Source organism: uncultured Sunxiuqinia sp., assembly GCF_963974515.1.
Lineage (GTDB): Bacteria > Bacteroidota > Bacteroidia > Bacteroidales > Prolixibacteraceae > Sunxiuqinia.
Map to the genome: position 1 here is coordinate 1 of NZ_CAXBDD010000061.1, position 23280 is coordinate 23280.

18 protein-coding genes and 2 pseudogenes are annotated in these 23280 nt (G+C 46.7%); 7 read left to right on the plus strand and 13 right to left on the minus strand.

The features are described 5' to 3' along the window. Positions 1-61 precede the first annotated feature (61 nt). Both AAC033_RS13000 and AAC033_RS13005 read left to right on the plus strand, forming a co-directional pair. A pseudogene (locus AAC033_RS13000) lies at positions 62-322 on the plus strand (PDDEXK nuclease domain-containing protein); the annotation flags it as partial. Between the two features lie 170 nt (positions 323-492). Continuing rightward, entirely contained in the window at positions 493-912 is a 420-nt protein-coding gene (locus tag AAC033_RS13005; RefSeq protein WP_339738780.1) for a hypothetical protein, read from the plus strand. Positions 913-1232: 320 nt separating this feature from the next. Here AAC033_RS13005 and AAC033_RS13010 read toward each other — a convergent pair whose 3' ends face one another. The 9 genes and pseudogenes from AAC033_RS13010 to AAC033_RS13050 all read right to left on the minus strand — a co-directional run bounded on the left by AAC033_RS13010 (position 1233) and on the right by AAC033_RS13050 (position 14308). Next, a complete protein-coding gene (locus AAC033_RS13010) occupies positions 1233-3533 on the minus strand; it encodes a family 78 glycoside hydrolase catalytic domain (RefSeq protein WP_339738782.1) in 2301 nt (766 codons plus the stop codon). A 117-nt stretch (positions 3534-3650) separates the two neighbouring features. Beyond that, positions 3651-5363: a RagB/SusD family nutrient uptake outer membrane protein gene (locus AAC033_RS13015; RefSeq protein WP_339738784.1), complete on the minus strand. Its 1713-nt coding sequence runs from the start codon at positions 5361-5363 to the stop codon at positions 3651-3653. 11 nt (positions 5364-5374) lie between these two features. Further along, positions 5375-8695, minus strand: coding sequence for a TonB-dependent receptor (locus tag AAC033_RS13020; RefSeq protein WP_339738786.1), 3321 nt, complete (start codon positions 8693-8695; stop codon positions 5375-5377). A gap of 131 nt (positions 8696-8826) precedes the next feature. Further along, entirely contained in the window at positions 8827-9825 is a 999-nt protein-coding gene (locus AAC033_RS13025; protein ID WP_339738788.1) for a FecR domain-containing protein, read from the minus strand. A 144-nt stretch (positions 9826-9969) separates the two neighbouring features. Beyond that, positions 9970-11658: a gamma-glutamyltransferase gene (gene ggt / locus AAC033_RS13030; RefSeq protein WP_339738790.1), complete on the minus strand. Its 1689-nt coding sequence runs from the start codon at positions 11656-11658 to the stop codon at positions 9970-9972. 85 nt (positions 11659-11743) lie between these two features. After that, a pseudogene (locus AAC033_RS13035) lies at positions 11744-12250 on the minus strand (RNA polymerase sigma-70 factor); the annotation flags it as partial. Positions 12251-12505: 255 nt separating this feature from the next. Beyond that, entirely contained in the window at positions 12506-12913 is a 408-nt protein-coding gene (locus AAC033_RS13040) for a hypothetical protein (RefSeq protein WP_339738792.1), read from the minus strand. A 229-nt stretch (positions 12914-13142) separates the two neighbouring features. Then, the gene (locus tag AAC033_RS13045) at positions 13143-13796 is read right to left on the minus strand and encodes a hypothetical protein (RefSeq protein ID WP_339738794.1); all 654 of its coding nucleotides are present in this window, start codon (positions 13794-13796) and stop codon (positions 13143-13145) included. A gap of 101 nt (positions 13797-13897) precedes the next feature. Then, entirely contained in the window at positions 13898-14308 is a 411-nt protein-coding gene (locus AAC033_RS13050) for a hypothetical protein (protein WP_339738796.1), read from the minus strand. 162 nt (positions 14309-14470) lie between these two features. On the opposite strand from AAC033_RS13050, the gene AAC033_RS13055 reads away from it, so the two are divergent. Further along, the gene (locus AAC033_RS13055; protein ID WP_339738798.1) at positions 14471-14671 is read left to right on the plus strand and encodes a YwbE family protein; all 201 of its coding nucleotides are present in this window, start codon (positions 14471-14473) and stop codon (positions 14669-14671) included. 14 nt (positions 14672-14685) lie between these two features. On the opposite strand, the gene AAC033_RS13060 is transcribed toward AAC033_RS13055, so the two are convergent. The 3 genes from AAC033_RS13060 to AAC033_RS13070 form a co-directional block, all read right to left on the minus strand. Next, positions 14686-16704, minus strand: coding sequence for a thioredoxin domain-containing protein (locus tag AAC033_RS13060; RefSeq protein WP_339738800.1), 2019 nt, complete (start codon positions 16702-16704; stop codon positions 14686-14688). 119 nt (positions 16705-16823) lie between these two features. Continuing rightward, positions 16824-17609 (minus strand): PhzF family phenazine biosynthesis protein, encoded by a 786-nt coding sequence (locus AAC033_RS13065; protein ID WP_339738802.1) that lies wholly within the window; start codon positions 17607-17609, stop codon positions 16824-16826. Between the two features lie 3 nt (positions 17610-17612). After that, positions 17613-20129 (minus strand): TonB-dependent receptor, encoded by a 2517-nt coding sequence (locus tag AAC033_RS13070; protein WP_339738804.1) that lies wholly within the window; start codon positions 20127-20129, stop codon positions 17613-17615. Positions 20130-20221: 92 nt separating this feature from the next. On the opposite strand from AAC033_RS13070, the gene AAC033_RS13075 reads away from it, so the two are divergent. Genes AAC033_RS13075 through AAC033_RS13085 form a run of 3 tightly spaced genes read left to right on the plus strand, consistent with a single transcriptional unit; the run spans position 20222 to position 21241 of the window. After that, on the plus strand, positions 20222-20638 hold the full coding sequence (locus AAC033_RS13075) for a hypothetical protein (RefSeq protein ID WP_339738806.1): 417 nt from the start codon (positions 20222-20224) through the stop codon (positions 20636-20638). Positions 20639-20648: 10 nt separating this feature from the next. Then, a complete protein-coding gene (locus AAC033_RS13080) occupies positions 20649-21059 on the plus strand; it encodes a hypothetical protein (protein ID WP_339738808.1) in 411 nt (136 codons plus the stop codon). Between the two features lie 2 nt (positions 21060-21061). Next, positions 21062-21241, plus strand: a complete 180-nt coding sequence (locus tag AAC033_RS13085) for a hypothetical protein (RefSeq protein ID WP_339738810.1) — start codon at positions 21062-21064, stop codon at positions 21239-21241. On the opposite strand, the gene AAC033_RS13090 is transcribed toward AAC033_RS13085, so the two are convergent. Next, positions 21229-21876: a YkgJ family cysteine cluster protein gene (locus AAC033_RS13090; protein WP_339738812.1), complete on the minus strand. Its 648-nt coding sequence runs from the start codon at positions 21874-21876 to the stop codon at positions 21229-21231. The genes AAC033_RS13085 and AAC033_RS13090 overlap by 13 nt on opposite strands. Positions 21877-22039: 163 nt before the next feature. On the opposite strand from AAC033_RS13090, the gene AAC033_RS13095 reads away from it, so the two are divergent. Next, positions 22040-23280 (plus strand): hypothetical protein (locus tag AAC033_RS13095; RefSeq protein ID WP_339738814.1); only part of this gene is annotated, 1241 nt, incomplete at its 3' end.

Sequence of the window (23280 nt, forward strand, 5' to 3'; positions counted from 1 at the left end):
TTCCAAGATGGGGAGTATTTAATCACACATAATTGATTACGCCACATAAGAACTAAAAGTTGGAGAATTTAAACCTGAGTATGCTGGAAAATTGAATTTCTATCTCGAAATTTTAGATAATACAGAAAAGACAGAAAATGAAAATCCATCAATTGGAATATTGCTTTGTGCTGAGAAAGACAACTTAGAAGTTGAATATGCTTTGAGGACAACAAACAAACCTATTGGAGTTGCAGAATATCAATTGACAAAAGATTTACCGAAGAAATACCAAAAATATTTGCCAGACGATAAAATGATAATTAAAAAGCTAAAAGAATAAAACACGGTTGGAAAACACTTAGACTTGTAACCAAGTACATGGAAAATCTTTAGCCCGGTGATTGGGAAAAGATCAAGGTCCGCAATACAACCAAAGGGAAACTGACCGGGGAGTATCACTTTGCCAGGGTATTCATTTGGAACAAAAACATCAACGAAATAGAGCCGCGGATGCTGGTCATTCGAAAAACAAAATCAGCAAAGAACACGATTGAAATAAAATATTCGTTCACCAATGCCAATCTGGAACAATACACACACCAAGCCTTGGCGTACATGCAGGCTCAGCGGTTCTTTGTCGAACACTGCATCAAAGAATCCAAGCAAATACTGGGAATCGACCAGTTTCAGACCCGAAAGTGGCTGGCGTGGCAACATCAGGTTGCCTTGCACTTTATGATTTCTTCGTTTATACTCAAGGAAAAACTACGAAACTTCGAGGAACTTCCGCTGCTTTCGGCCAACGACATCAAGAAATGGTTCGTCTTCAAGCCCTATAAAGAAATGACTGAAGAACAGTTTTTTGACCAGATGCACCGAAGGCATAAAATAAGGCAGCGAGATATAAATAACTCGTATAAAAGAATTTAAGAGATTCAAAACGGGCTTTAACTCACTGTTTGTCAACTTGTCAGGTAGGTGCACAATGAAATCTGAAAAATCTCACATCGTCATTGTATTGATAATGTACGCCTTAGGAGTTGTTGAGCTTGTAAGAGTCAATAAATCAGTGTGTTATAATAATCCGATTTTTCTGATTTTTGGATGTAAAGCTTACAAGGTGGGTTAAAACTGGATATAACATTTTGTTGTTAAACCCTCCGGGTTTTTTTCATAATCGCCTTGTTTTTGTTTTCCAGCACCGGAATATCAATTGATCCAACGGAACGATCACTTCAAATACCGTTCGACTAAAGCGTTACTTCGAACTCGTGCGTACCTGATCCGACTCCTTCAATCCGGATAAATTGGCCTGTATTCCGGAAGTCCACTTTTTGCCCGTTCATGGTAACCGCCTGTTTTTTTGACCAGAAAGGCAGGAAAACGTCAGCTGTGGTGTTTGCCGGGATGCGTACCGCCAGCCGAAAGCTTTTGTCCGGCTCATTCTGAAAGGAGACCAAAACGTCGCCTCGAATGGTTGGATGTTTAATTTCAGCCTGTTTCAAATCACCCGGTTGGGGCTTGATTTGTATTTTGCTGAACCCTGGCTTCAGCGGTTCAATGCCCATCAGCTTGCGCGGGATGGTATTGGCAGGCACCGCTCCCCAGGCGTGGTTCCAGTCCTGGTTGGGTTTGTACTTATTGTCCCAGGCTTCCATCGTGATGGTCGAACCAGCCCGGATCATGTTGTACCAGCTTCGTTCACCGGTCGAGGTCAGCAATTCCAACCCATAGTCGGCGTTGTGTCCATCGTAAACGGCATCCATCAGAAACTGCGAGCCATAGACGCTGCACGCCATTCCGCGGGAGCGAATGAAAGCGTTGATTTCATCGACATACTTGTCAGGGGCCAATCCGAAAGCGAGGGGAAACATGTTGGCATGCAACGAAGCATGATCAGTTCCGATGCCGTCCGTATAGATCTTCCGTTTCGGATCGATTAATTTGGCATTGAAGGTGCTTTTCAATTGACCAGCACGGCGGTTGTAGAAGTCGCTTTCGTCGGGTTTTTCCAGTTGTGCGGCAATGGTGCCCATCACTTTCAACGCGTAATAATGATAGGCATTGACCACGGTGTTCATATCCTGAAACACAAAGCCATCGGTTTCGCCGGCTTCATTTTTACCCAGGCCAAGAATGCCCGTGTGCGGCCAGTCTACAATGTCACGCAGGTTATCGTTTAAATGGATCGACTTCAGGACTTCCGGTGTCACTTTCCCGGTTCGGGTGCTGATCAGACCCGTTTCGTCGGCCAGAGGTAACAAGGTTTTGGCTTTCAAATCGGCATAAAATTCCTCCAGCGATTCTTTATTGCCAGTGTAGTTGTAGTCGATCCACGCCATCAGGACGGACTGCAGGATCCACTCGGTGGGCCACGTGGCGTGATGAATCAGGTACTCGTGGGTGTAACGGCCGATGCTGTATTCGCGGGCGACACCATAGTGGCTTAACTGGTTGATCAGTGCATCGGCTTCGTAGGGAATGCGTTCGCGGTCGCCATCCACATAAACTCCGGCAAAGGAGGTGGCCTTCATGGAGTATTTACACAATTCCCAAACCTGGTTCAATACCGTGTCGGAACTGGTAAAAAAGGATTCCGATTCATCAAAAGGATAGAACACCGTTTCGCGAATGATCTGGTGTTTCTCGAGCGGACCTGAATACCCTTCTATTTCACAATAGCGGAAAGGCAACACATCGCCAATATATTCCGGGATGGGGATCGCACGGGGTCCGGTATTTCGCCGATCAGGTGCGATGGCAATGATGTAGGTGTTGCGGCCATTTTTTAAATCAAGCTGGTATTCGGCGTAACGCCTGCTTCCTCCGGGATTCTGATCAATTCGCTTGTTGTTCATGACTTCGCCAAGTCGCAGGGTGATTGTTTCTCCTTCGTTCCCGTCCAAGGTCAGCCGCAAACGGCCAAAAGCTGCTTTGCCGAAATCGATGAACGCCAGATTTTCTGACATTGATTGAATCGCCTTGGGATAATCATCCTGCTTTTGCAAGGGGTAGCGGGCGGTGGCGTAGTCGGTCAGCTCCGGAGCCATCTTGAATTGCGAGACCGCGGACCATGGGGATTCGACACCATGATTGTCCCAGGTTTTGACTTTCCAGAAGTAAACGGAGTCGGGTAGGAGGTCTTTCCCTTGATAGCTCCGATTGATGGACTGACTACCTTCGACTTTGCCCGAATCCCAGTAGTCTCCTTTGTGATTTTGGATCTGACTGAGCGACGAAGCGACCAGGATTTGGTAGCCCACCTGCAGGGTGTTCTTTTGATTGGAATTGACCACCCAGCCAAAAAACGGTTGTCGTTGAGCAATCGCTGTGAATTGAAAATTTTCTCGTTGTGAAATGGCCTTATGCAAGGATGTTTGTACCGGATAGCCATTCAGAAAAACCTGATCGGCATTGGTGAGCAAGTTGACCGAGAGTTGGGTGGGTTGACTGGTTTCCGGATGGTTTGCAGCCTGGATGCAGGATCCCCAAACAAGGAAAACAAGAAGGGAAACAATTTTAAGTGCCTGTGATTTTAATTGGTAAGCCATGGTTGAAGTCCGTTTAGGTTATGAAGCATTGAAAAAAGCCTCATGCCGACAATACGACATGAGGCAAATTTAAACTTTTATTTGGGTTTCCCTATTGAAAACCGAGGTTTCGCTTGGTTAGTAGCCCGGATTTTGTTCCAAAACAGCGTCTTTGTTTCGCTGAATTTCGCTTAGCGGGATTGGTAGTAGTAGAATGCGCGGATCTAAACCGCTAATGGTTCCTTTAATCGAACTATCGGTATTTAGCCTGGCGCGTTCAATTAAGGTTCCGGTCCGCATCAGCGTGATCCGGCGGTTTTCTTCGGCAAACAATTCACGAGCGCGTTCGTCGAGAATGAAATCCATGGTGATATCGGAGGAACTTACTTTCCCAAGATCAGCATTTCCACTTTCCTGACGGGCCATTTTAAATGCCCTGTCGCGCAATACATTAATGTCGTCGGCAGCGCCACCAGGATTGTCTTGTTTGAAACGAGCTTCAGCCCGAAGCAGGTAAGTTTCACCTAATCGCATCATCGGGAAATCTTTAATATTGGTCCAACCCCACTGGTCAGTCGGATCGAACGAATCCCATTTGCGCGTATAAGGGAACGCTACTTCCAAGGTATCGCTCGCTGCAAGCACCGCGGTATCCCCTTCCTGAACTTCGATCACCTTAACAGCCTGAGGCGAATCTGCAGCTACCCGGTAACCCTTGGCATCGACACCAATCGTTGCACTGTATCCCGGTTGGTTATAGTAGAATGTTCTGGTGATGTTATTTTCCGAGTTTCGGATGTCTCCATCTTCGTACAGTTGGTATTTAACCCAATCACTTGGCCGCATACGACCATTACCCCGGCCTCCGTAAGGATGCACAAAATCATCGCCTACACCTTCGTAGACATAGGTCATCCCCGGAACATTGTGATAGGCCGGTACCCAGTTACGGCGCTGCTGGGGAGCTTCGGTAAAACCGCCGGAAATACCACCTTTGTTATATTCCAGTTCAAAAGTCCAGATCGCTTCCGTATTTCCCTGAGAGCGTCGTTGGTTACCGAATTTGAACATGTCACTGAAATAATCGCCATTGACACCCAAAGCAATACCATAGCGCTGCTCGACAAGCGAGAAAAGTCCGCTGGTGATCACGTCAGTTAATGCAGCTTCAGCTAAAGCAGGCTCTCCAACACGTAAATAGACTTCTCCCAAACATTGCTGGGCCATGTGCTTATTGGCACGGCTTTCGTTGACGGCATTCTCAATGGTTGGTAAATTAGTTGCCGCGTATTTTAAATCTTCAATAATCTGGCCGTTTACTTGTTCAATCGGTGTACGTACCAGATCCGTTCGCGCCGATGAGGTTGGCTCAATAAGAAGTGGAACATCCCCGTAAAGTGTTGCCAGGATATTGTAGCAATAGCCCCGGAAGAATAATGCTTCAGCAATTTTTTCGGGATCGCCATCTTCACCGATTGCTTTCAAAGCGGTATTGGCATTGTTAATGATCAGATAGCATCTTTCCCACATCCGACTAACGGCTGCATTTTCCGCGTTTAATTCTTCGTATTTAAAGAAAGGGATCTCAACGCCTTCGATTCCTCCTGGCGAAGCTACGTCGGTTCCTTCGTGCCATACGGCAGTCCAGCCTTGGCGGCCAGCCCAGGTCCAGATGGTTCCAAAATTGTAATGCAATCCTTTTAAAGCGGCTTCAATACCTGCTTCATCCGATAGTGTTTCAGGTGCATACGACGACATTGGCTTTTCATCCAAAAAATCTTCGCTACATGAGATGGCCATCAGCGTAAAGGCCATCAATAATGATATGATGTGAATCTTATTCGTTTTCATCGTTGTAAGCTTTATAATGTTAGATTAATACCGAATACTACTGTTCTTACACTTGGGTAATTGATTTCCCAGTTATTTGAACCACGACCAATGCTTCTTTCTTCAGGATCCCATCCAATCCAGTCGGTGAAGGTATACAGGTTACGTCCGCTGACATACAAACTTAAAGCGTTAAATCCTGCTTTGTCCAGGATCCTTTTAGGAACGTCGTAATTCAGTGTAATATCTTTTATCCGGGTAAAGTTATTCTTCACCGGGAATCCATAACCGTGAGGATTGGAGTTTTTATTCAGTGAGCGCCATTCGTTGCTTTGGTTTTCCGGCGTCCAGAAGCCGATTTCAGCAAAACTGTTCCTGCGCTCGATTTCGTCTGAAGCCATACCAATATGGGCATTGTTACGCATGGCGCCTTGTACGGTCTGGATAAATACATTTAAGGTGAAGTTTTTATACGTAAAGGTATTGGTTAACCCGCCCGTCCATTTTGGAGCAGTTTGTCCGAGAATTACGCGGTCGTCGTCTGTGATAACACCGTCAGGTACTCCGTCAGGACCACTAACGTCTTCTAATTTTACATCACCTGGTTTGGCAATCGGATCCCAATCTGAGTGGTCTCCGTTGGCAATCTCGTCTTCCTGCCATATTCCGGCTTTTTTATAATCGCGGATTACGCCGATCGGTTCACCGATAAACCATCCACTGCCTAAGTCGTCTTCACCATCTCCATATAACTCGACGATCTCGGACCGGTTGGTAGAAAAGACGATGGAACTGTTCCAACGAAAATCTTTTGAATCAACATTCACCGTATTTAAGGTTAGTTCCAGGCCTTCGGTTGATGTTTCACCGATATTGGCGGTTACCGACGAAAATCCAGAGGCAGCAGGCAATCTGCGTGACAGCAACAGATCGGTGTTGGTTGCAGAATAAACATCAAGCGTTCCGTTGATCCGGTTATTAAAGAAACCGAAATCTAACCCAACGTTTAAGCTTTCTTTGGTCTCCCAGCTTAAGTCGCTGTTTCCCAAACGGTCAGTAACCATGGCAATGTTGGTTGCTCCGCCAAAGGGGATCTGCACGTCGCGCATGGTCGTAAATGTCCGGTATACTCCAACAGCCTCGTTTCCTGACTTTCCGTATGAAAACCGAAGCTTTAGGTTCGTAATGTTGTCCGCACCCATGAGAAAATTCTCACGACGCATATTCCATCCCAATGCCACGGATGGAAAAACACCATATTTGAGGTCTTCTGAAAATACAGATGAACCATCTCTGCGAACGGTAAACGTAAACAGATAACGGCTGTCGAACGAGTAATTCAAACGTCCCATTTGTGATAGTGCGGCATACCGGTCGGCATAGGAGCTTACGCTGGAACTTGCACCAGCCTGCATTCTGTTCCATTCCAGTTCGTCGTTTACAAAGTCGCGTGCTTGTGCCCAGTTGTCGATATAGTTACGCTCTTGTGACGAGTAAACAGCGGTAATGTCAAAATGATGCCTGTTTATGTCACGGTTGTATTGCAAGATGTTTTCAACCGTGTACGCTTGAGTCTCATAATTGTGAATTTCTGCCGTTCCCAGCAGGTCGTTTTGCGCTTCACCAGTATAGGTATTTGTGCGTCTGGGAATGTAAGAATAGCCGGCATTGAGCTTATATGTTAGTCCTGCCAGTGGCTTCCAGATGTCGCCAAAGGTGACATTGGCGAAACCATTCAAATTAATATTGAATTCGCGACGTTCAGGGTCTGTCTCTGTTGGAAGCAAAGGATTTGCCCATAAGGTTTCACCGAACATCGGGTAGATGGTGTAAGATCCGTCTTCTTCATACATTCTTCCGTAAGGACTCATGGCCTCTGCGTTTAGCAGGTTGGCCCGGCCACCATCCCGGTTGTGTGCCACAATCGATGAGTTTGTTCCCACTTTTAGATAACTGGTAACCTGTGCATCAATGTTTGTTCTGAAAGAATAACGTTTGTAATTGTAGCCTTTTACAACACCTTTCTGGTCCAAAATATCACCAGAAATGTAATAATTGATATTTTCGTTCTTCCCTGAAAGACTAATATTATGATTTTGCTGAATCCCTGTCTGAGAGACAGCGTCAATCCAGTCAATTGTATGACCGTTTTCATAGTTTTCCACTTCATACTGGTACTTCACCGGAGCTTGATACAAGGGAGAACCATTGATCCGGTTTCCTTCGGCATAACGTTCAAGCAAGCCTTCGGGGGATACCATTTCGGGAACATGAGCAAATTCTTCGACGCCATAGTACCCCGAATACCTGATTTGGGGTTCAGCGGTGCCACCACTTTTTGTTGTGATTAATATGACGCCATTTGCTCCATTCATACCATAGATCGCAGTTGCTGAGGCATCTTTCAGGATTTCGATCGATTCAATGTCGTTGGGATTGATGTCGCTGATTGAGCCTCCCATTTTTGTGATCGGAATGCCGTCCACGACCACATAAGGATCGGTCGATGCCGTCAGTGATCCGCCACCGCGAACAAGGATTGAAGGCGCTTCACCGGGGATGGAAGAAACCTGTTGAATGTTAACCCCCGAAACAGAGCCTTGTACTGCTTGCATAACATTTGATACCGGCAACTTGCTCAGCCGTTCCTGAGATACCGATGTTACCGAACCGGTAATATCGGAACGTTTTTGAACCCCATAACCAACCACGACGATTTCATCGACACCGATGGTTGCTTCGGCCATGCCTACATTGATGGTTCTTTGTGTTCCTACAGGAATTTCCTGGCTGGCCATACCAATAAAAGAAAAGACCAACACATCGCCCGTTGAAGCTTCAATGGAAAAGTCACCATCAAAATCCGTAATGGTTCCTTTTACTGTTCCTTTAATCAGCACCGTTACACCTGGCAACGGTTGTCCGCTGCTGTCCGTTACTTTCCCGGTAATTGTGGCTTGCGACACGATTGATGAAGCGCTTTCATTCGTTGGTGTAATGACAATCTGGCGATCCAATACCGTGTATTTGACATTTTCGCCTTCAAATAATTCATCCAACACTTTGTCAATGCTTTGATTGTCAATTTTAACACTGACCTTTTTTTCAACATCAATTAAGTCGTTGTTGTAGAGAAAGTAATAATTGCTGGTGTTTTCAATCTCCTTCAATGCATTTTTAATGGATGTTTGATTCAGGTTCAACGAGATCTTTGAACTTTGAGAGTAGGTTTCCGATGCGATGCTGCCTAAAACCGATAAGCAGAGAAAAAATACCGTTAGTTTCATAATAATAAAAACTCTTAAGCGGACGATCTTTTGCAAGATGGTCAGCACATTTACATTTTTTTCCATAGATTTGTAACGTATTAGTTAATACAATTTTAATTGGCCTGAATTTGCCGTTCAGGTTGAAAATTTGAACAGGGAGGTGCGTCAACACTTTCCTGTTTTTTTTAATCAGGTTTTTCACATAGGCATGTTGCTTATTTTCTTGATAAAATAATTTTTTGCTTGTTCATCCCATTTTTATCTGTTGTGTAATGATAGTCAATTGGAGACATCAGGCTCAGCAGATACAGCACCTGATCCAGCGAATTATCGTTGAAGGTCCCCGTAATGTTTTCTTCGAGCAGCTTTTGGTCGTTTACTTCAATCTCAACATTGTACCAGTTCTCCAGGCGGGTGATCACCTTTCCCATCGGGTCGTCGAAGAACACAATCAGGCCGTCTTTCCAGGCGATATAGCGATCCAGGTCGCTCTCGGTTGAATGAATGATTTTGTTGTTTTTGATGTCATAGCTCGCCACCTCCGAAGGGTTCAGGCTTAGCACCTGTTGTTGCTTTCCCCGAAGTTGTTGCAGCAGGCTCACTTTTCCTTCTTTCAGTGCAACAGTGATATTGTTTTCATTTTCGTAGGCATTCACATTAAAAGACGTACCCAGCACTTGGATATCCAGCTTCGATGTAGAAACGACAAACGGTTGTTGGGCATTTTTGGTCACCTCGAAGAAACCTTCACCAATCAGGGTGACTTTTCGCTCATCCAGGTTCTTAAACGAAATGGGAAAATTTAGCTGGCTTCCTGCATTGAGCCAAACGGCGGTTCCGTCCGGTAATTCCAATTTCGTCTGGGTACCATAGGCGGCTTTTATTTCCTGGTAGATGACCTGTTCATCCTTGTTAACGTCCGGCTTGATAAGGAATGTGAAGACCGAAGAAATAAAAATGGATAGTACCAAAACAGCTGCCACCTGGGGCCAAACCGACAGCCAGCGGGTTTTTTTGCGAAACTGGGGAATGTGTTTTTTTGATTGTTGAAGCGCGGCTTCCACGTCAATTTTTCCAGGGATCATGAGCTTATTCGAATCATTCCAGAGTTTCTGGTAAGCTTCAAATGAGCGCTTATTTTTTGACGATTGCTTGATCCACTCTTGGATCGTTCGCTCTTCTCCCTCGTCCGCTTGTTGGCTCAGGGACTTCATCAGTAATGATTCGATTTGTTTTTTATTCACCGTTCTTATCCTCCGCTTTTCATTTAGACGAAGCCGGAGGCGGAGCACCCTACATCAAAAAGCAACTATTTTTACAGCCGTTGTTTGAAAAAGCGAAGGGCTCACGTTAGTCTGTTAGTAGCCAGCAGCCTGACCATCTTTTCTGGATTCGGACGCTCCCAGGAAAACCTGATTTTTCTTGTCCCATTGAATCGCCTGATAGCCGCCATAGCCTCCTTTGGAGAACTGAATCTGATGCCCTTTGCCCAACAGGTTGAGAATGGTTGGATAGTCAAATCCACTTTCCAGGTAGGTTGTGCCACCATCCGTCATTCGCTCGCCTGTCGGCTGGCTCGAGCCTTCGTGTCGTATCCGGGGAGCATCGCCGGCTTCCTGCAAGTTCATGCCAAAGTCAATGAGGTTGCAGACGACCTGCACATGACCTTGCGGTTGCATGGCGCCGCCCATGAGTCCGAAGCTAATGAACGGCTCTCCATCTTTGGTTATGAATGCCGGGATAATGGTGTGAAACGGCCGTTTGTGGGGTTCATACACATTTAAATGTTCCTTTTCGAGCGCAAATAATTCGCCCCGGTCCTGTAATACAAAGCCCAGTTTTCCGGGCGTCATTCCCGAGCCCATGCCGCGGTAATTGCTCTGAATCAGCGAGACCATGTTGCCCTCTTTGTCGGCTGTGGTTAAGTAAATGGTATTGCCCTGTTCCAGTTCGCTTGCCGGAAAGCTGCGGCTGGCTTTGTCCAGCTGGATCAGTTTTGACCGTTCGCGGGCGTATTTTTTCGATATCAATTGTTCCACCGGCAGTTGGTTGAACTTGGGATCGGCATAATATTTTGCCCGGTCTTCAAAGGCCAGTTTTTTCGCTTCAATAAACAGGTGCATGTATTCGGGCGAGCCAAAGCCCATGTTCGAAATGTCGTATTGTTCCAGCACGTTGAGCATTTGCAGTACGGCTGTTCCCTGGCCGTTGGGTGGCAGTTCCCACACATCAAACCCGCGGTAGTTCGTCGAAATTGGATCCACCCACTCCGATGTGTGATCTTCCAAATCCTGCATGCTCAAAAAGCCGCCTTGTGCCTGCAGGTACTCCACGATTTCGCGAGCGATTTCACCCCGATAAAAAACGTCACGCCCTTGTTTGGCTATTCGCTCCAGGGTATTGGCCAGGTAGGGATTTTTGAAGATTTCACCTTTTGCAGGGGCCTGGCCGTTGGGTAGAAAAACCTCGGCAAAACCAGGATAGTCTTGCAGTATTTCAGCGTTTCGCTTCCAGTAGTAGGCAATGAGTTCTGTCAGCGGAAATCCTTCGCGCGCATAGTGAATGGCGGGAGCCAGGATATCACTCATGGGGAGGCTTCCAAATTTTTGGCTGAGTTCAAACCATCCGTCTACACATCCGGGAACCGATACCGGAAGTGGTCCCAGGGCAGGAATCTTGTCGTAGCCATTTTCTTCGAAATAGTCCAGCGTCAGGTTGTAAGGCGAGCGACCGCTGGCATTTAGTCCATAGAGCTGTTTCGTTTTGGCATCCCATACAATGGCAAAGAGATCGCCGCCGATGCCATTTCCGGTGGGCTCAACCAAGCCCAAAACGGCATTCGCTGCAATCGCAGCGTCGATCGCATTTCCGCCAGATTTTAAGATGTCGAGTGCCACCTGTGTGGCTAATGGCTGGCTGGTGCAGGCCATTCCGTTTTGGGCGATGACTTCACTGCGTGTCGCAAAGTTCAGACCGGTGATCCGGTCTTGTGCTATTAAGACAAGGGGAAAGGATACAAGCAAAAGGAGCAGGGCCAGGTTTTTCATGGATTGAGCTTTTAAAGTTTCTGAAATTACCACTTTCCAGCTGATTTTTCAATGGTGAGAAGCCTTTTTTTCCTCCGGAATCGACTTAGGGGATGATGCGAAACAAGAAAGCAAGCACCGGAAGATAATCTTTCAGTTCCTTTCGCAGAATTTTCAATGAGCGGCTTATTAACGCTTCGACTGCTTTGACGGAGATGTCCATTTTGTTGGCGATCTCGGGATAGCTTAAGTTTTCGAAACGGCTGTATTCAAAGGCCGTCCGACACCGGTCGGGTAGGGCAGAGAGGGCTACGATCAGCTTTTCTTCAAATTCGTGCGAAATTAGCAGAGCGTCCGATTCCAGGTTATCCGTTTCATCCAGATTTGAATTTTCGATGGATTGGAGCCGGTGTTCTTTCCGCAAATGATCGATGCACTTGTTGCGCACCATGAACGAAAAATAGGAAGCCAGGTTTTCGATGGTTGTCGCCTGTTGGCGCTTTTCCCAAAAGCGGACAAAGCAGTCCTGAACCAGGCTTTGCGAGAGGTCCAAATCGCTGACATAGGCATTGGCCTGGGCGCATAAGGCTTTGTAGTATTTCCTGAAAATATAGTCGTAGGCCTTTTCCTACCCTTCTTTTAAAGCCAGAAGAACAAACGAATCATTATCCTTGTATGTGTGTTCCATGTTGAATGCCAAAGATAGTGATTTCGATCAATCGCCCGTCAGCGGAACAGTTCGGATAAGACATAGGAATTTCCGTGTGCCGTTTTGAGCGACCATTTGAAGTCCTGTGAGTAAAAAAGCTGAATGTTTGAGCCGAAATACTTGACACCGGTGAGTAGCCGGCGATGCAACAAACCGAGTTTAAGTGTTTTCCCGAAACTCGTTGATCGTGGTACTGGCCAGCTCGTAACTGGGCTTGTGACAGTCCCACCGGAAAAACCCGGTTGTCATTCGCTCCAATTCCCCGTGAATTTGTTCCATGGATTGCGTAATCCGGTGCCGAAACAGTTGAGCACAATTGGCGCATGGAGAACCCGATATCTCGAGCGTCTCGGTATACGCTGCTTTCAATTCTTCGATCGAATCATCGTATTCTTTATCGATAAAAGAATCGTGAGACTTAAATAAACACTGGTTGATTTTATTGCGCTGATGCACGCACCTGCTGCCATTGAACTGACAACTCACAAATTGAATGGGTTCACTCTCCCCATTCCTTTCACGACTGGCTTTTGTTCGTGAAAATATCCATCCCTTCATTTCCTTCATCATCTCTATATTAAGTTGCTCAAAAAATTAATCTACCTCGCCTCTCAAAAAATATAGAAAAATTCACATCCAAAATTTGGATTTGCCGGATAAAAGTAATATTAAAAATTAAAAAACAATGGGTTAGCAATTTTTTTTATTCCTATTTTTTGAACAACCGAACTTTGGGTCAGGTGGAGGTGCTTTGTTTCTGAACAGATGAAGATCAGCGAATTCCCGGATTCGTTAGTTATTTGGCGTTCTTGCGACCGTATTGAATTAACCGAATGATATGGTTGGCGTTTTGCAAATCAATGTCATGGGTTTGCATGTATGTTGCCAGGTCTTTCTTGTCGGTCCCAAAAAGTCTGGAGACATGTTTTGGCGTTGCCAAACTCTCAAATTTCCCATCGTGATAGAGGTAAAAGAGATCATCGGTCTTAAAGGTGAAGGATTCTTTTTGCTGCAAGCTGGCCGACGCGTAGTCCGAGCCGCGGTTTAGCCGGTCGACCGTTGTTACGGCTTGGGTTTGCGAAACACCCCCATAGGAAGTCTGCTTTCCTTCAGACTGCATTTGTCGCCGATGACGTTTGTAAATGACAATGGAAGCTGTGTCAATTTTTTCAAGGAAAATATCTTTTTCCAGCCAGTAGAATGTTCTGTTCCCGATGACCACCTGGTCAATTAGTTCCGGATTGGCCAGTGCCATCACCTCGCTGTTTTTTCTGAAAATCATTTGCTCATCGTAGGCATCGTAATTCAGATGGGCTAGTACTTGTGAGCGGTCGTTTAAATAGACCGTGCCCTCCGTGAAATCATGAAAAATCATGCGCGGATCGCCCGGGTCAATCGGTTGGGAAAAGGCTTCGGTACAAAAAATGAGCAGGAAAAGGATTGTTTTCATTTTTCCGTGGTTTTGATGGTGTTTCCATGAGTAATACAGGGAGTTGAACCGGTTTACTCATTTGAAAAATGAAAATTAAAAGCCCCTGATCATTCGGTTACCTATACTTTTCCTTTCAATTCGTTAATGACTGTTGTCGCGTACTCCAGGCTTGGTTTATGCCGGCTACTCTTGAAAAACCCGGTGGTCATTTGCTGAAGCTCTCCCTGGATTTGCTCCAGAGACGCTGTAATTCTTAAACGAAAAAGTTCAGCACATTTGGCGCAGGTTTCGTGCTCCATGTCCAGTGTTTTTTCAAAGGCAGTTTTTAATTCGTTGATTGACTTTTCATACTGACTATCCAGCAAGCAATCGAACGAATTTTTCAGGCATTCGTTAATGACAGCACGATGGGCCTTACAATTATCGCCATTTTGAGGACAACTTTCCAAATGAATGGCCTCGATGGAGTTTTTGGAAAACTTGTTTTCTGCGTTAACTTTTGAGAAAATCCAGTGCTTATTTTCTTCCATGCTTCAATGTTTTACTGATGAACAGCCCTTGTATTTGTGTTTAAAGATAAAAATATCTCATAATATCCAAGATGCCATGCTTGTTAAGATTTAAGCTATTTATTCACAATTTCAATTTGATTTTAAAATCTGATGAAATAATTGTTTCTTCGAAACAAAAAAATGGAAGGAACCAAAAGAGCAAATATTCAGATTGAGAGTCATGTGGAGATTGTGCAAAAGCACCACCAGCGGACAGGCGAACTGACCGAAGGTTATGTGGCGCGGATTTTAACCAGAGCGCCCCAACACCCGCACGGAATCAAGGTGCAGTTGGAAACCGGAGAAGTAGGGCGTGTCAAAAATATTTTACCCGACGATTAAGCGATGCCTGACTTTTACATTAACTTCAGTGCGTCAGAAACTGCTTCGACCGGAAGATGGCAAGTTTGATTTTGACAAATGTAAATCAGGGTTTTTCCCACGGCCAGCCGGTCTTTTAAAAGCGTCAAATCGCTGGCTCCTGTTCCGGCGCAAAATAGTGCATTGGGCAGGTAGTGCTTTTGGATTTCGCGCAACTTGGTGATGGCCTTTTCTCCGGTGACAGCCACTTCAAATTGATTGCCCGTAAAGTTAAGCCCCAGTTGCAGCCAGTTGGAATAGCCCGAAGGGTAGTTTTGGAAGTCTTCCACCAGTTTGCTCAGCATGGTTTCCGCAATTTTGAGGTAATTGGTCTGCCCGGCCAAATGGCCCAGCCTGAACAGGTTGTTAGCCATAACCGAGTTGGAGGCAGGAATCACGTTGTCATGCACTTCTATGCTTCGGTCAATTAAGTCGGTTTGTGTGATCGGGGAGAAATAGAAGAAATCCTTGTCCCGATCAAAGAAATCCCGAAAAGTTTTATCGGTCAATTGCTGGGCATCTTCCAGGTAGTTGAGCTTGCCCGTTGTTTCAAACAAATCCATCAGCGCCTGAATGAGCAAGGCATAATCTTCCAGGAAACCATCGATTTTGCTGATGCCATTTTTATAGGAATGCCGAAGGGAACCGTCCGGATCCAGTTGTTTTTCTTTCAGGAATTGTAAATTTTCTTCCGCCAATTTCAGGTATCCGGCGTCTCCAAAGGCCCGGTAGGCATTCACCAAACCTGAAATGGCCAGGGCATTCCAGGAAGTCAGGATTTTGTCGTCCAGCCCCGGACGAATCCGCTGTTCCCGCACTGGAAGCAAAATTTGCTTCCATTCGTCAATTTTCTGTTTCAACTGGTCCACGGATAGCTGGTGTTTTGCTGCCACTGTTTCATCGCTTTGCCTGCGAAGCAAAATGTAATTGCCCTCTTCCCAGTATCCGGTTTCATTCACCTGGTAGTAATCGGCAAACAGATGGAACTCATCGCCTAACAGTTTTTGCAATTCTGGTTTTTGCCACACGTAGAATTTACCTTCTTCGCCTTCGCTGTCAGCATCCAGCGATGAGTAAAAGCCGTTTTCGGGCGAAAGCAATTCCCGATTCAGAAATTCGATGGTTTGTTCCACCACTTCGCGGTACAGGGGCTTTTGTGTTTGCTGAAACGCTTGTGCATAAACGCTTAGCAGTTGGCCATTGTCGTACAGCATTTTTTCGAAGTGCGGCACTTTCCACTGCGCGTCGGTTGAGTAGCGCGCAAAGCCACCTCCAAGCTGGTCGTAAAGACCACCCATCGCCATTTTGTCGAGGCTATTTTCAACATGCTGCTGTGTTTCCTCGTCCTGCATTTGGTGCGCCCAGCGCAATAGAAACTGCAGGTTGTTGGGCATCATAAATTTGGGGGCGCCCTGGCTGCCGCCTTCCTGCCGGTCGAAGTTTGGTTTCCAGCGTTGAACCGCAGCCTTCAGATGATCCAACTCTACCGGCTGACTGTTTTTGCTGATCGGGACCAGGTTGCTTTCGCGGATTCCTTCGCCCAGGCGTTCTGCATATTCCAGCGCTCGTTCCGGATGCTGACGGTGATAGGCATGGATTTGTTCCAGCGCGTTTACCCAGACTTCTTTTTGAAAATAGGTTCCTCCCCAGATCGGACGTCCGTCAGGCAGGGCGATGGCGTTAAGCGGCCAGCCACCGCGTTGAGTCATCAGTTGCACGGCGCTCATGTAGATTTGGTCCACGTCGGGCCGTTCTTCCCGGTCCACTTTAATGCACACAAAATGTTGGTTCATGACCCGGGCGACTTCCGGATCTTCAAACGATTCGTGCTCCATGACATGGCACCAATGGCAGGCGGCATAACCAATACTGATGAGCAGCAACTTGTTTTCATCGCGGGCCTGTTTCAATGCTTTATCGCCCCAAGGCATCCAGTTGACAGGGTTGTGCGCATGCTGTAACAGGTAAGGCGAGGTTTCGTGAATGAGTTCATTGGTATATTGATGTGCTTCCATAGCTTTCCGGTTCTCGTGTTTGTTTCGACTATAGATTCAAACAAGAGGGGGGTCTGAAAGTTTTTCCGCGACAAGCTTTGTGTTTTTATTCCACTGGAAAGCGAGAACAGCTTGGATTGCTATCCCAAAAATATTTCGCCCCGCAGGTAGGTTTTGGCGCTTCCGGCAATCAGCACCCGGTCACCTTGCAAGCGGCACTGCAGTTGGCCGCCCCGTGCAGAGATTTGCCTGGCCGACAAGTCTGTTTTTCCGAGCATCCCGGTCCAGTAAGGCATTAGCGTGGTATGTGCCGAGCCGGTCACCGGATCTTCGTCAATGCCTACGCCGGGCGCAAAAAAACGGCTGACAAAATCCACTTCTTTTCCCGGAGCTGTCGCGATGATTCCACGAGCGCCGGTTTGAGCCAACACGCCAAAATCAGGCTTGAGTTGTTCAATGTCCTCCTGCGTTTCGTAGACCATCAAATAGTCGGTCTTTCCCAAAAAGCAAGCTTTTGGCTTGTTTCCCAGTGCCTTCGTCAATGCTGTGGGTTCTGCAATGGGACGAATGGTGTCCACAGGAAAATTGAGTTCCAGCAAATCGCCTTTTTTCGTGACGGTCAATTCGCCGCTGCGGCTGCCAAACGAGATCGTATCTTTGGGATAAGCTGCTTCGTTGAATATCACATGGGCGGTGGCTAAGGTGGCGTGTCCGCACAGGTCTACTTCGGATTTGGGTGTGAACCAGCGAATTTCGAAGCCCGCCTGGGTGGGCACAAAAAAGGCGGTTTCCGACAGGTTGTTTTCCAGGGCGATGGACTGCATGGTGGCATCGCTCAGCCATTCGGTTAATGGAACAACAGCGGCCGGATTTCCCTGGAACAGTGCTTCAGCAAAAGCATCAACTTGAAAAATAGGAAGTTTCATCAGCTAGAATTTTACGGTTAATTTGAGGTTTAATTTTCGGCTCGTCAGGTAATTCGGTACGGCAAACATGTCGCCACTGTGGCTGGAAACCCAAAAGTACGAAACCGTATTGTTGATGCCCAGCAGGTTGAGCACTTCCAGGCTCAGCCAACAGTCTTTTACCTGGGCGAGCAGTTTGCTGCCTGTGCGGGTTTCGGGACCAATCAGGACTTTGGAGAAGCCGATGTCCAAACGTCGGTAGGGCGGCATCCGGAACGTGTCCTGGTAGCGCTCGCCATTAGGTGGGCCGGTTGGCAGGCGTGAGCCGTAAAAGGCTGCCAGGTGCATTTTATAGCTCGGGTTTCCGGGGAAATAATCCTGAAAGAACAAGCTCAGGTTGACGGTTTGATCCGTTGGACGCGGAATCCAGCCATGCCCGTCGCCTGCGATGTTTTCCTTGGTTTGCAGCAGCGAAAGGCTGGCCCACGACTGTACGCCGCTCACAAATTCACCGTTTACCTTGAAATCCAGACCGGCAGCATAGCCCGTCGCTTGCTGATCGCCCAGATAGCGGATCTGCACATTGTCGATCTGGTAAGGGACCAAGTGCGAAAAGTACTTGTAATACAATTCCGAAGTGATTTTAAACGGACGGTCCCAAGCCTGGAAAAGGTAATCGGAGCCCAACACGAACTGGCTTGACTTTTGCGCTTTTACGGCGGGATTGATGTTGCCATCGCGGTCTTTTAGCTCTTTAAAGAAAGCTGGTTGCTGATAACTTCCTCCGGACAGGCGAAACGCAAAATTGCTTTTCCAATCGGGGTAGTAGTTGATGGCAAAGCGGGGGCTCAGCAAAAACTCGTCGGTATAATCCCAGTAGTGAAAACGAAGTCCGCCCGTAAAGTACAGCTCGCCCTTGTTGATGGGAACGGAATAGGTATCCTGCAAATGGCCCGAAAAACGGCTGGTGCGCATTTGGTTGTTGGTGTTGATCACCCGGAAAAGCGTCACCTCCTGATCAGAGTAGGGGAGCGAGTAGCCGGTTGAATCGCGCATTTCCCACTCATTCATCCGGTCGTGGATATCCTCCATCTGAAACTTGATTTCCCAATTTAGCAAATGATTGGCGCTGTTGAACGCCCCTTTGTGAGAAAAGCTGTAAACCTTGGCTGATAATTTGTTTCGGGCATGATTCAGAAAGCTGCCCACGCCCAGGTTGAGAACGCTGTCGCCATGCGATTCGGAGGCGAGGTCGCGCTCCAGCTCGTTTAGATAGTAGTCACCCAGGATGTCGTAGTTCACTTCTTCGCGGGTCTGAAAAGCGGACACAATCCATTTCAGGTTGAGCTGGTTATTGGGATGATAATTGGCCGACAGCGCACCAAGTGAGGTGGCAAAATGGTCTTTTTCCTGTCCTTCAAAATAGATTTTGGTGTTGTAAGCTGTTTGAAAGGTACCAAAGGTTGTTTCCCGTGTTTCGGGCACGAAATGGTAATTGTTTCGGGCTACATTTCCCAGAAAGGATAAGTCAAACCGGTTGGAAAAATGGTAGGTGATGTAGGTTTGAACATCGATAAAGCTGGGATCATAGTCCCCTTGTTCATCCAGGCTGCCGAGTAAATAGCGGTTGGTTTTGTAGCGGACACCACCGATGTAGCTTAGCTTTTTGTTCTTGCTCAAATCTTCCACATGCATGGTCGCGCCCAGCAGGCTGAGACTGGCGCTTCCGTTGAATGCCGTTGGCTTGCGGTATTTGATGTCCAGCACCGAAGCCATTTTGTCGCCATATTTGGCGTCGAAACCACCAGCTGAAAACTCAATGGTTGATACCATGTCCGGATTAATAAAGCTCAATCCTTCCTGCTGGCCCGAACGAACCAAAAAGGGGCGGTAGATTTCAATGTCGTTCACATACACCAGGTTTTCGTCGAAATTACCGCCACGGACCGAATACTGTGAGCTCAATTCATTGTTCGACGAGACTCCCGGAAGAGTTTTGATCAGTGCTTCCACACCACTGCCTGTAGCATCGGGAATGCTGTTGGTGAAGTTCGGATCGATTCGGTTCAGGTTGCCGTTTCTGCCAGGTCGGCCCGAAACCTGCACTTCGTCAATTTCTTCGGTATTGATGGTCATCTGAATCGTCAGTTCGACTCGGTCTTCGCGATTCACCCGAATCGATTTTTCCTGCGTGTGATAGCCGGTGTGCGAAAAAACCAGCATGATTTCCTGATTCGCCGGAATACGAAGCAGGTATTTACCCTGACGGTCGGTTACCGTGCCAATGGGAAGGTTTTTTATCGTCACGCTCACCAGTTCGATTGGTTGCCCATCTTCTCCGGAAACGCTCCCGGAAACCGTTGCACTGCTTCGCTGCGCACATAATGGAGCGGACAGAAACAGGCAAGTCAACAGGATTAGTACGGATTTCTCAGGTTTCATAGGATTCAATGGTTTGCTTTCTGCGGTCCGCCAGCCGGCGGATGGAACTCGCATTTCAATCATCTCCTTTTGTGTATTGACGATGCTTGCTCGTTTCATGGAAACAAAAATAACACACTTTAATTGATATCAACTTGTTCCATTTTGATTAAATTGTGCTCAGCTTCCTATTTTGTTAATTTTTAAAGCTCATGATGGAACGACGCGATTATCTGATGCATCAAATACAGGAAATGGGCGCTTTTTTGGCACGATTGATTCTTCGCCTGAAAGAAGCGCATCAGCCCTCTGCACAAATAAAAGCTGTGAGGGCGGAAATGGAGCGTGAATTAGACCTGAAGTTAAATGAGGTACTTTTTCTGGAAGATTCGTCTTTCAACGAGGTGCTGGAAGAGAAGCTCCTGTCGAATGGGAATATGGAGCATTTTGCTTCCTTGTTGGAGCAACTCGGAGACGTCGCCTTGGAGGATGAGACATTTTTACGCCAGCAGATTTATTATCACAAGGCCTTGGTTTTACTGGAGTATGTTGAGCAAAAAAGTCAAAACTATTCGATGGAGCGGCAACAAAAAATCGCTGACATCCGTATGCGGTTGAACAATAACTGATGTTTACCTTATGAAGAAGCCCTCAAAATCATTGAAGAAATACCGTGTTGAACTCGTTGGTTTGGTGACCAGAAGCAATGAAATTTTCGAAAAACAACTTTCCTATATTAGCGCTGGCGCAATTGCTGTTTCGATGGCTTTTGTCAAAGATATTACCGGTAACGTAGCCACCACGAGTTTTAAAGCTTTGCTTGTTGCAGGCTGGGGATTTTTTGTGGTGACTTTGTTGATTAATTTGCTGTCGCATATCTGGGCAAAAAATAAGCATAACAAAACCATCGGGGAGATTGATGCCGGAAAATACAGTCGCGATCACGCGCTTCGTGGGTTAAGACAGATTAATCTGATGAATGGGTTTACGGTAGCGACTTTGGTTCTTGGGATTATTTTAATTGTGCTTTTTATGACGTTAAATTTATAGCTATGGAAGATCAACTGGCAAATAATGACGAATTGAATCGATCGATTCAGGATGATAAGCAAGGTGAGATTGTAGACAAAGGGCTTGGTGGTTCCACGCCGCCGACGGGAAAGACGGACCAAAAACCGGTCGATCGTGGTCTCGGAGGATCGACTCCACCAACGGGCGATTACGCTGACTGAAACAGGTGCAGCAATCCTTCCTCCAGCCTGAATTCAGCGATTTCAATGCCTGCATCCTTTAAAGCGGCTATAAATCCTTCATTCATCATTCGGCCGGCCATCAGTGGAAATTCGAGCAGGGCCGGATAGTTTTCTTCGTTCGCAGGATGTTGAAAAAATTCGATGCAGGAGCTAACACTGGTTGAAAGGTAAATTCGGCAAGCCATTGGTCGGGCGGCGTACACCGAACAGGTGCCGTCTTTCAGCAGCGGACAAGGGCTTTTGTGATTCAGCAACGATTTTTCGTCCAGTTTCGATGTCGTTTTATTTTTGGCAGCCGCATCCTTTTGGATCTGCTCGATACCGGGTAATTCGACGTGATTTCGGATGAAATTTCCGAGGTAGTGTAATTCATAGGAGTTGGCAAAAACAGCCTGATGGCAACAATAGCTGCACCCTTTTTTGCAGTGAACCGGCCGGTTTTGTTTTTGAGCCATGACCGCCAACGACTCAATCAGTTGGTCAATCGCCAGGTACAGTTGATCCATGGCCCGAAACAAATCAGCTTCCTTGTAGTCATTTTTTGCGGCTTCTTTTCCCAGTCGGTAACCATCGTTGTAAAAGAGCTGTTCGTATTCTGATCGACTTGAATTCATCTGGCAATAAATTTTGCTGCAAGTTAGCCAAATGAATTTGAATAATGGCTTCGTCGCAATCAGCCTTGTTTTATCGATGAATTCCATCGGTTGATCGGAAAAATAGCTTGTTTGTGGGAAGCTTTATTTTTATTTGTCGGTATAATCCAGTAAAAAGAAAACAATGGAAATTCACCGGTTAACCAATCAGTTGATGAAGGTCTGGTATCAATCCACGGAGGAGAAACCCGATTGGGGCTGTTCGCATGGCGTGGCAGAAAAGAAGTTTCGGGAAGCCAGTGTGGAGCAGTTCTTCCAGTCGATGAAAAAGCTGGAATCCGATGTGCTTCCGGTTTATACTGAACCCGATTTTCTGGATGAACTGGTTTTAGCACAACTGCGCGATTTGTTTTTAAACGCGTTTTCGTACCGGCTTGAAGAGATTGACCAAATGTTTTCTCCGGAGATGATGCGGTCCACGAAAACCTTTGTGAAGCAGGTTTGGAGTTTTGATCCGCAGTTGCCGGTGGACAGCGTTTTTCAAGCTTGCCGGAATGTGTGGATCATGAATGGCTTGCAGCTCATTTTGGGGCGGCGCGTAGAAATGACCCCGGCCATTTTTGCCTACAGCATGCTGTATCCTTATACCGATAATTTTGTGGACGATCCCCTCATTTCGACAGCCGAAAAACTGGCGTTCAGCCACCGTTTTGCCAGTCGGCTGGCCGGAAAACCGGTTGATCCGATGAATCATCAGGAGCAAAAAATCTATCAGATGGTTGAGCAGATTGAAGGCCAGTACGTCCGGCAGCTGTATCCTGGTGTTTATGATTCGCTACTGGGAATTCACCGGGCGCAGACCGAGAGCATGCAGCTATTTAAACAAAATACGGTGTCGGAAGAAGATGCCCTGCGGATTTGCGTGGCCAAAGGAGGGGCCTCCGTTTTGGCTGATGGGTATTTAATTGCCGGCGACCTGAGTGAAGAAGAAAAGGTTTTTCTTTTCGGTTACGGCGCCTACCTGCAATTGCTGGACGATATCCAGGATGTGAAAGAGGATTTGGCTGATGGGGTGATGACGGCATTTTCAAACGTTGCGCAAACGCAGAGACTCGACCGGATGGTTTATAAAACCTATCATTTTGGAGAGCAGGTTTTGAGTGCTTCGAAAGCCTTGTTGGATCGGACTGAGATGGACTTTAAAGCCTTACTGCAGAAAAGCATCCTGTTATTTTTTGTTGAGTCGGTGGCGGTTGACGAGCAGTTTTATACCCCGGAATTTCAGGATGAGCTTGAACTTGTGTCACCATTGTCATTTGCTTTTGTCCGGTCCAAGCGAACCCTGTTTACCCCGCAAAAGCACCTGTTGCTGGGAAAACTGGAAAAGTTGGCTTTCGTTGCCCAGCGTAAACGAATCCTAACGGC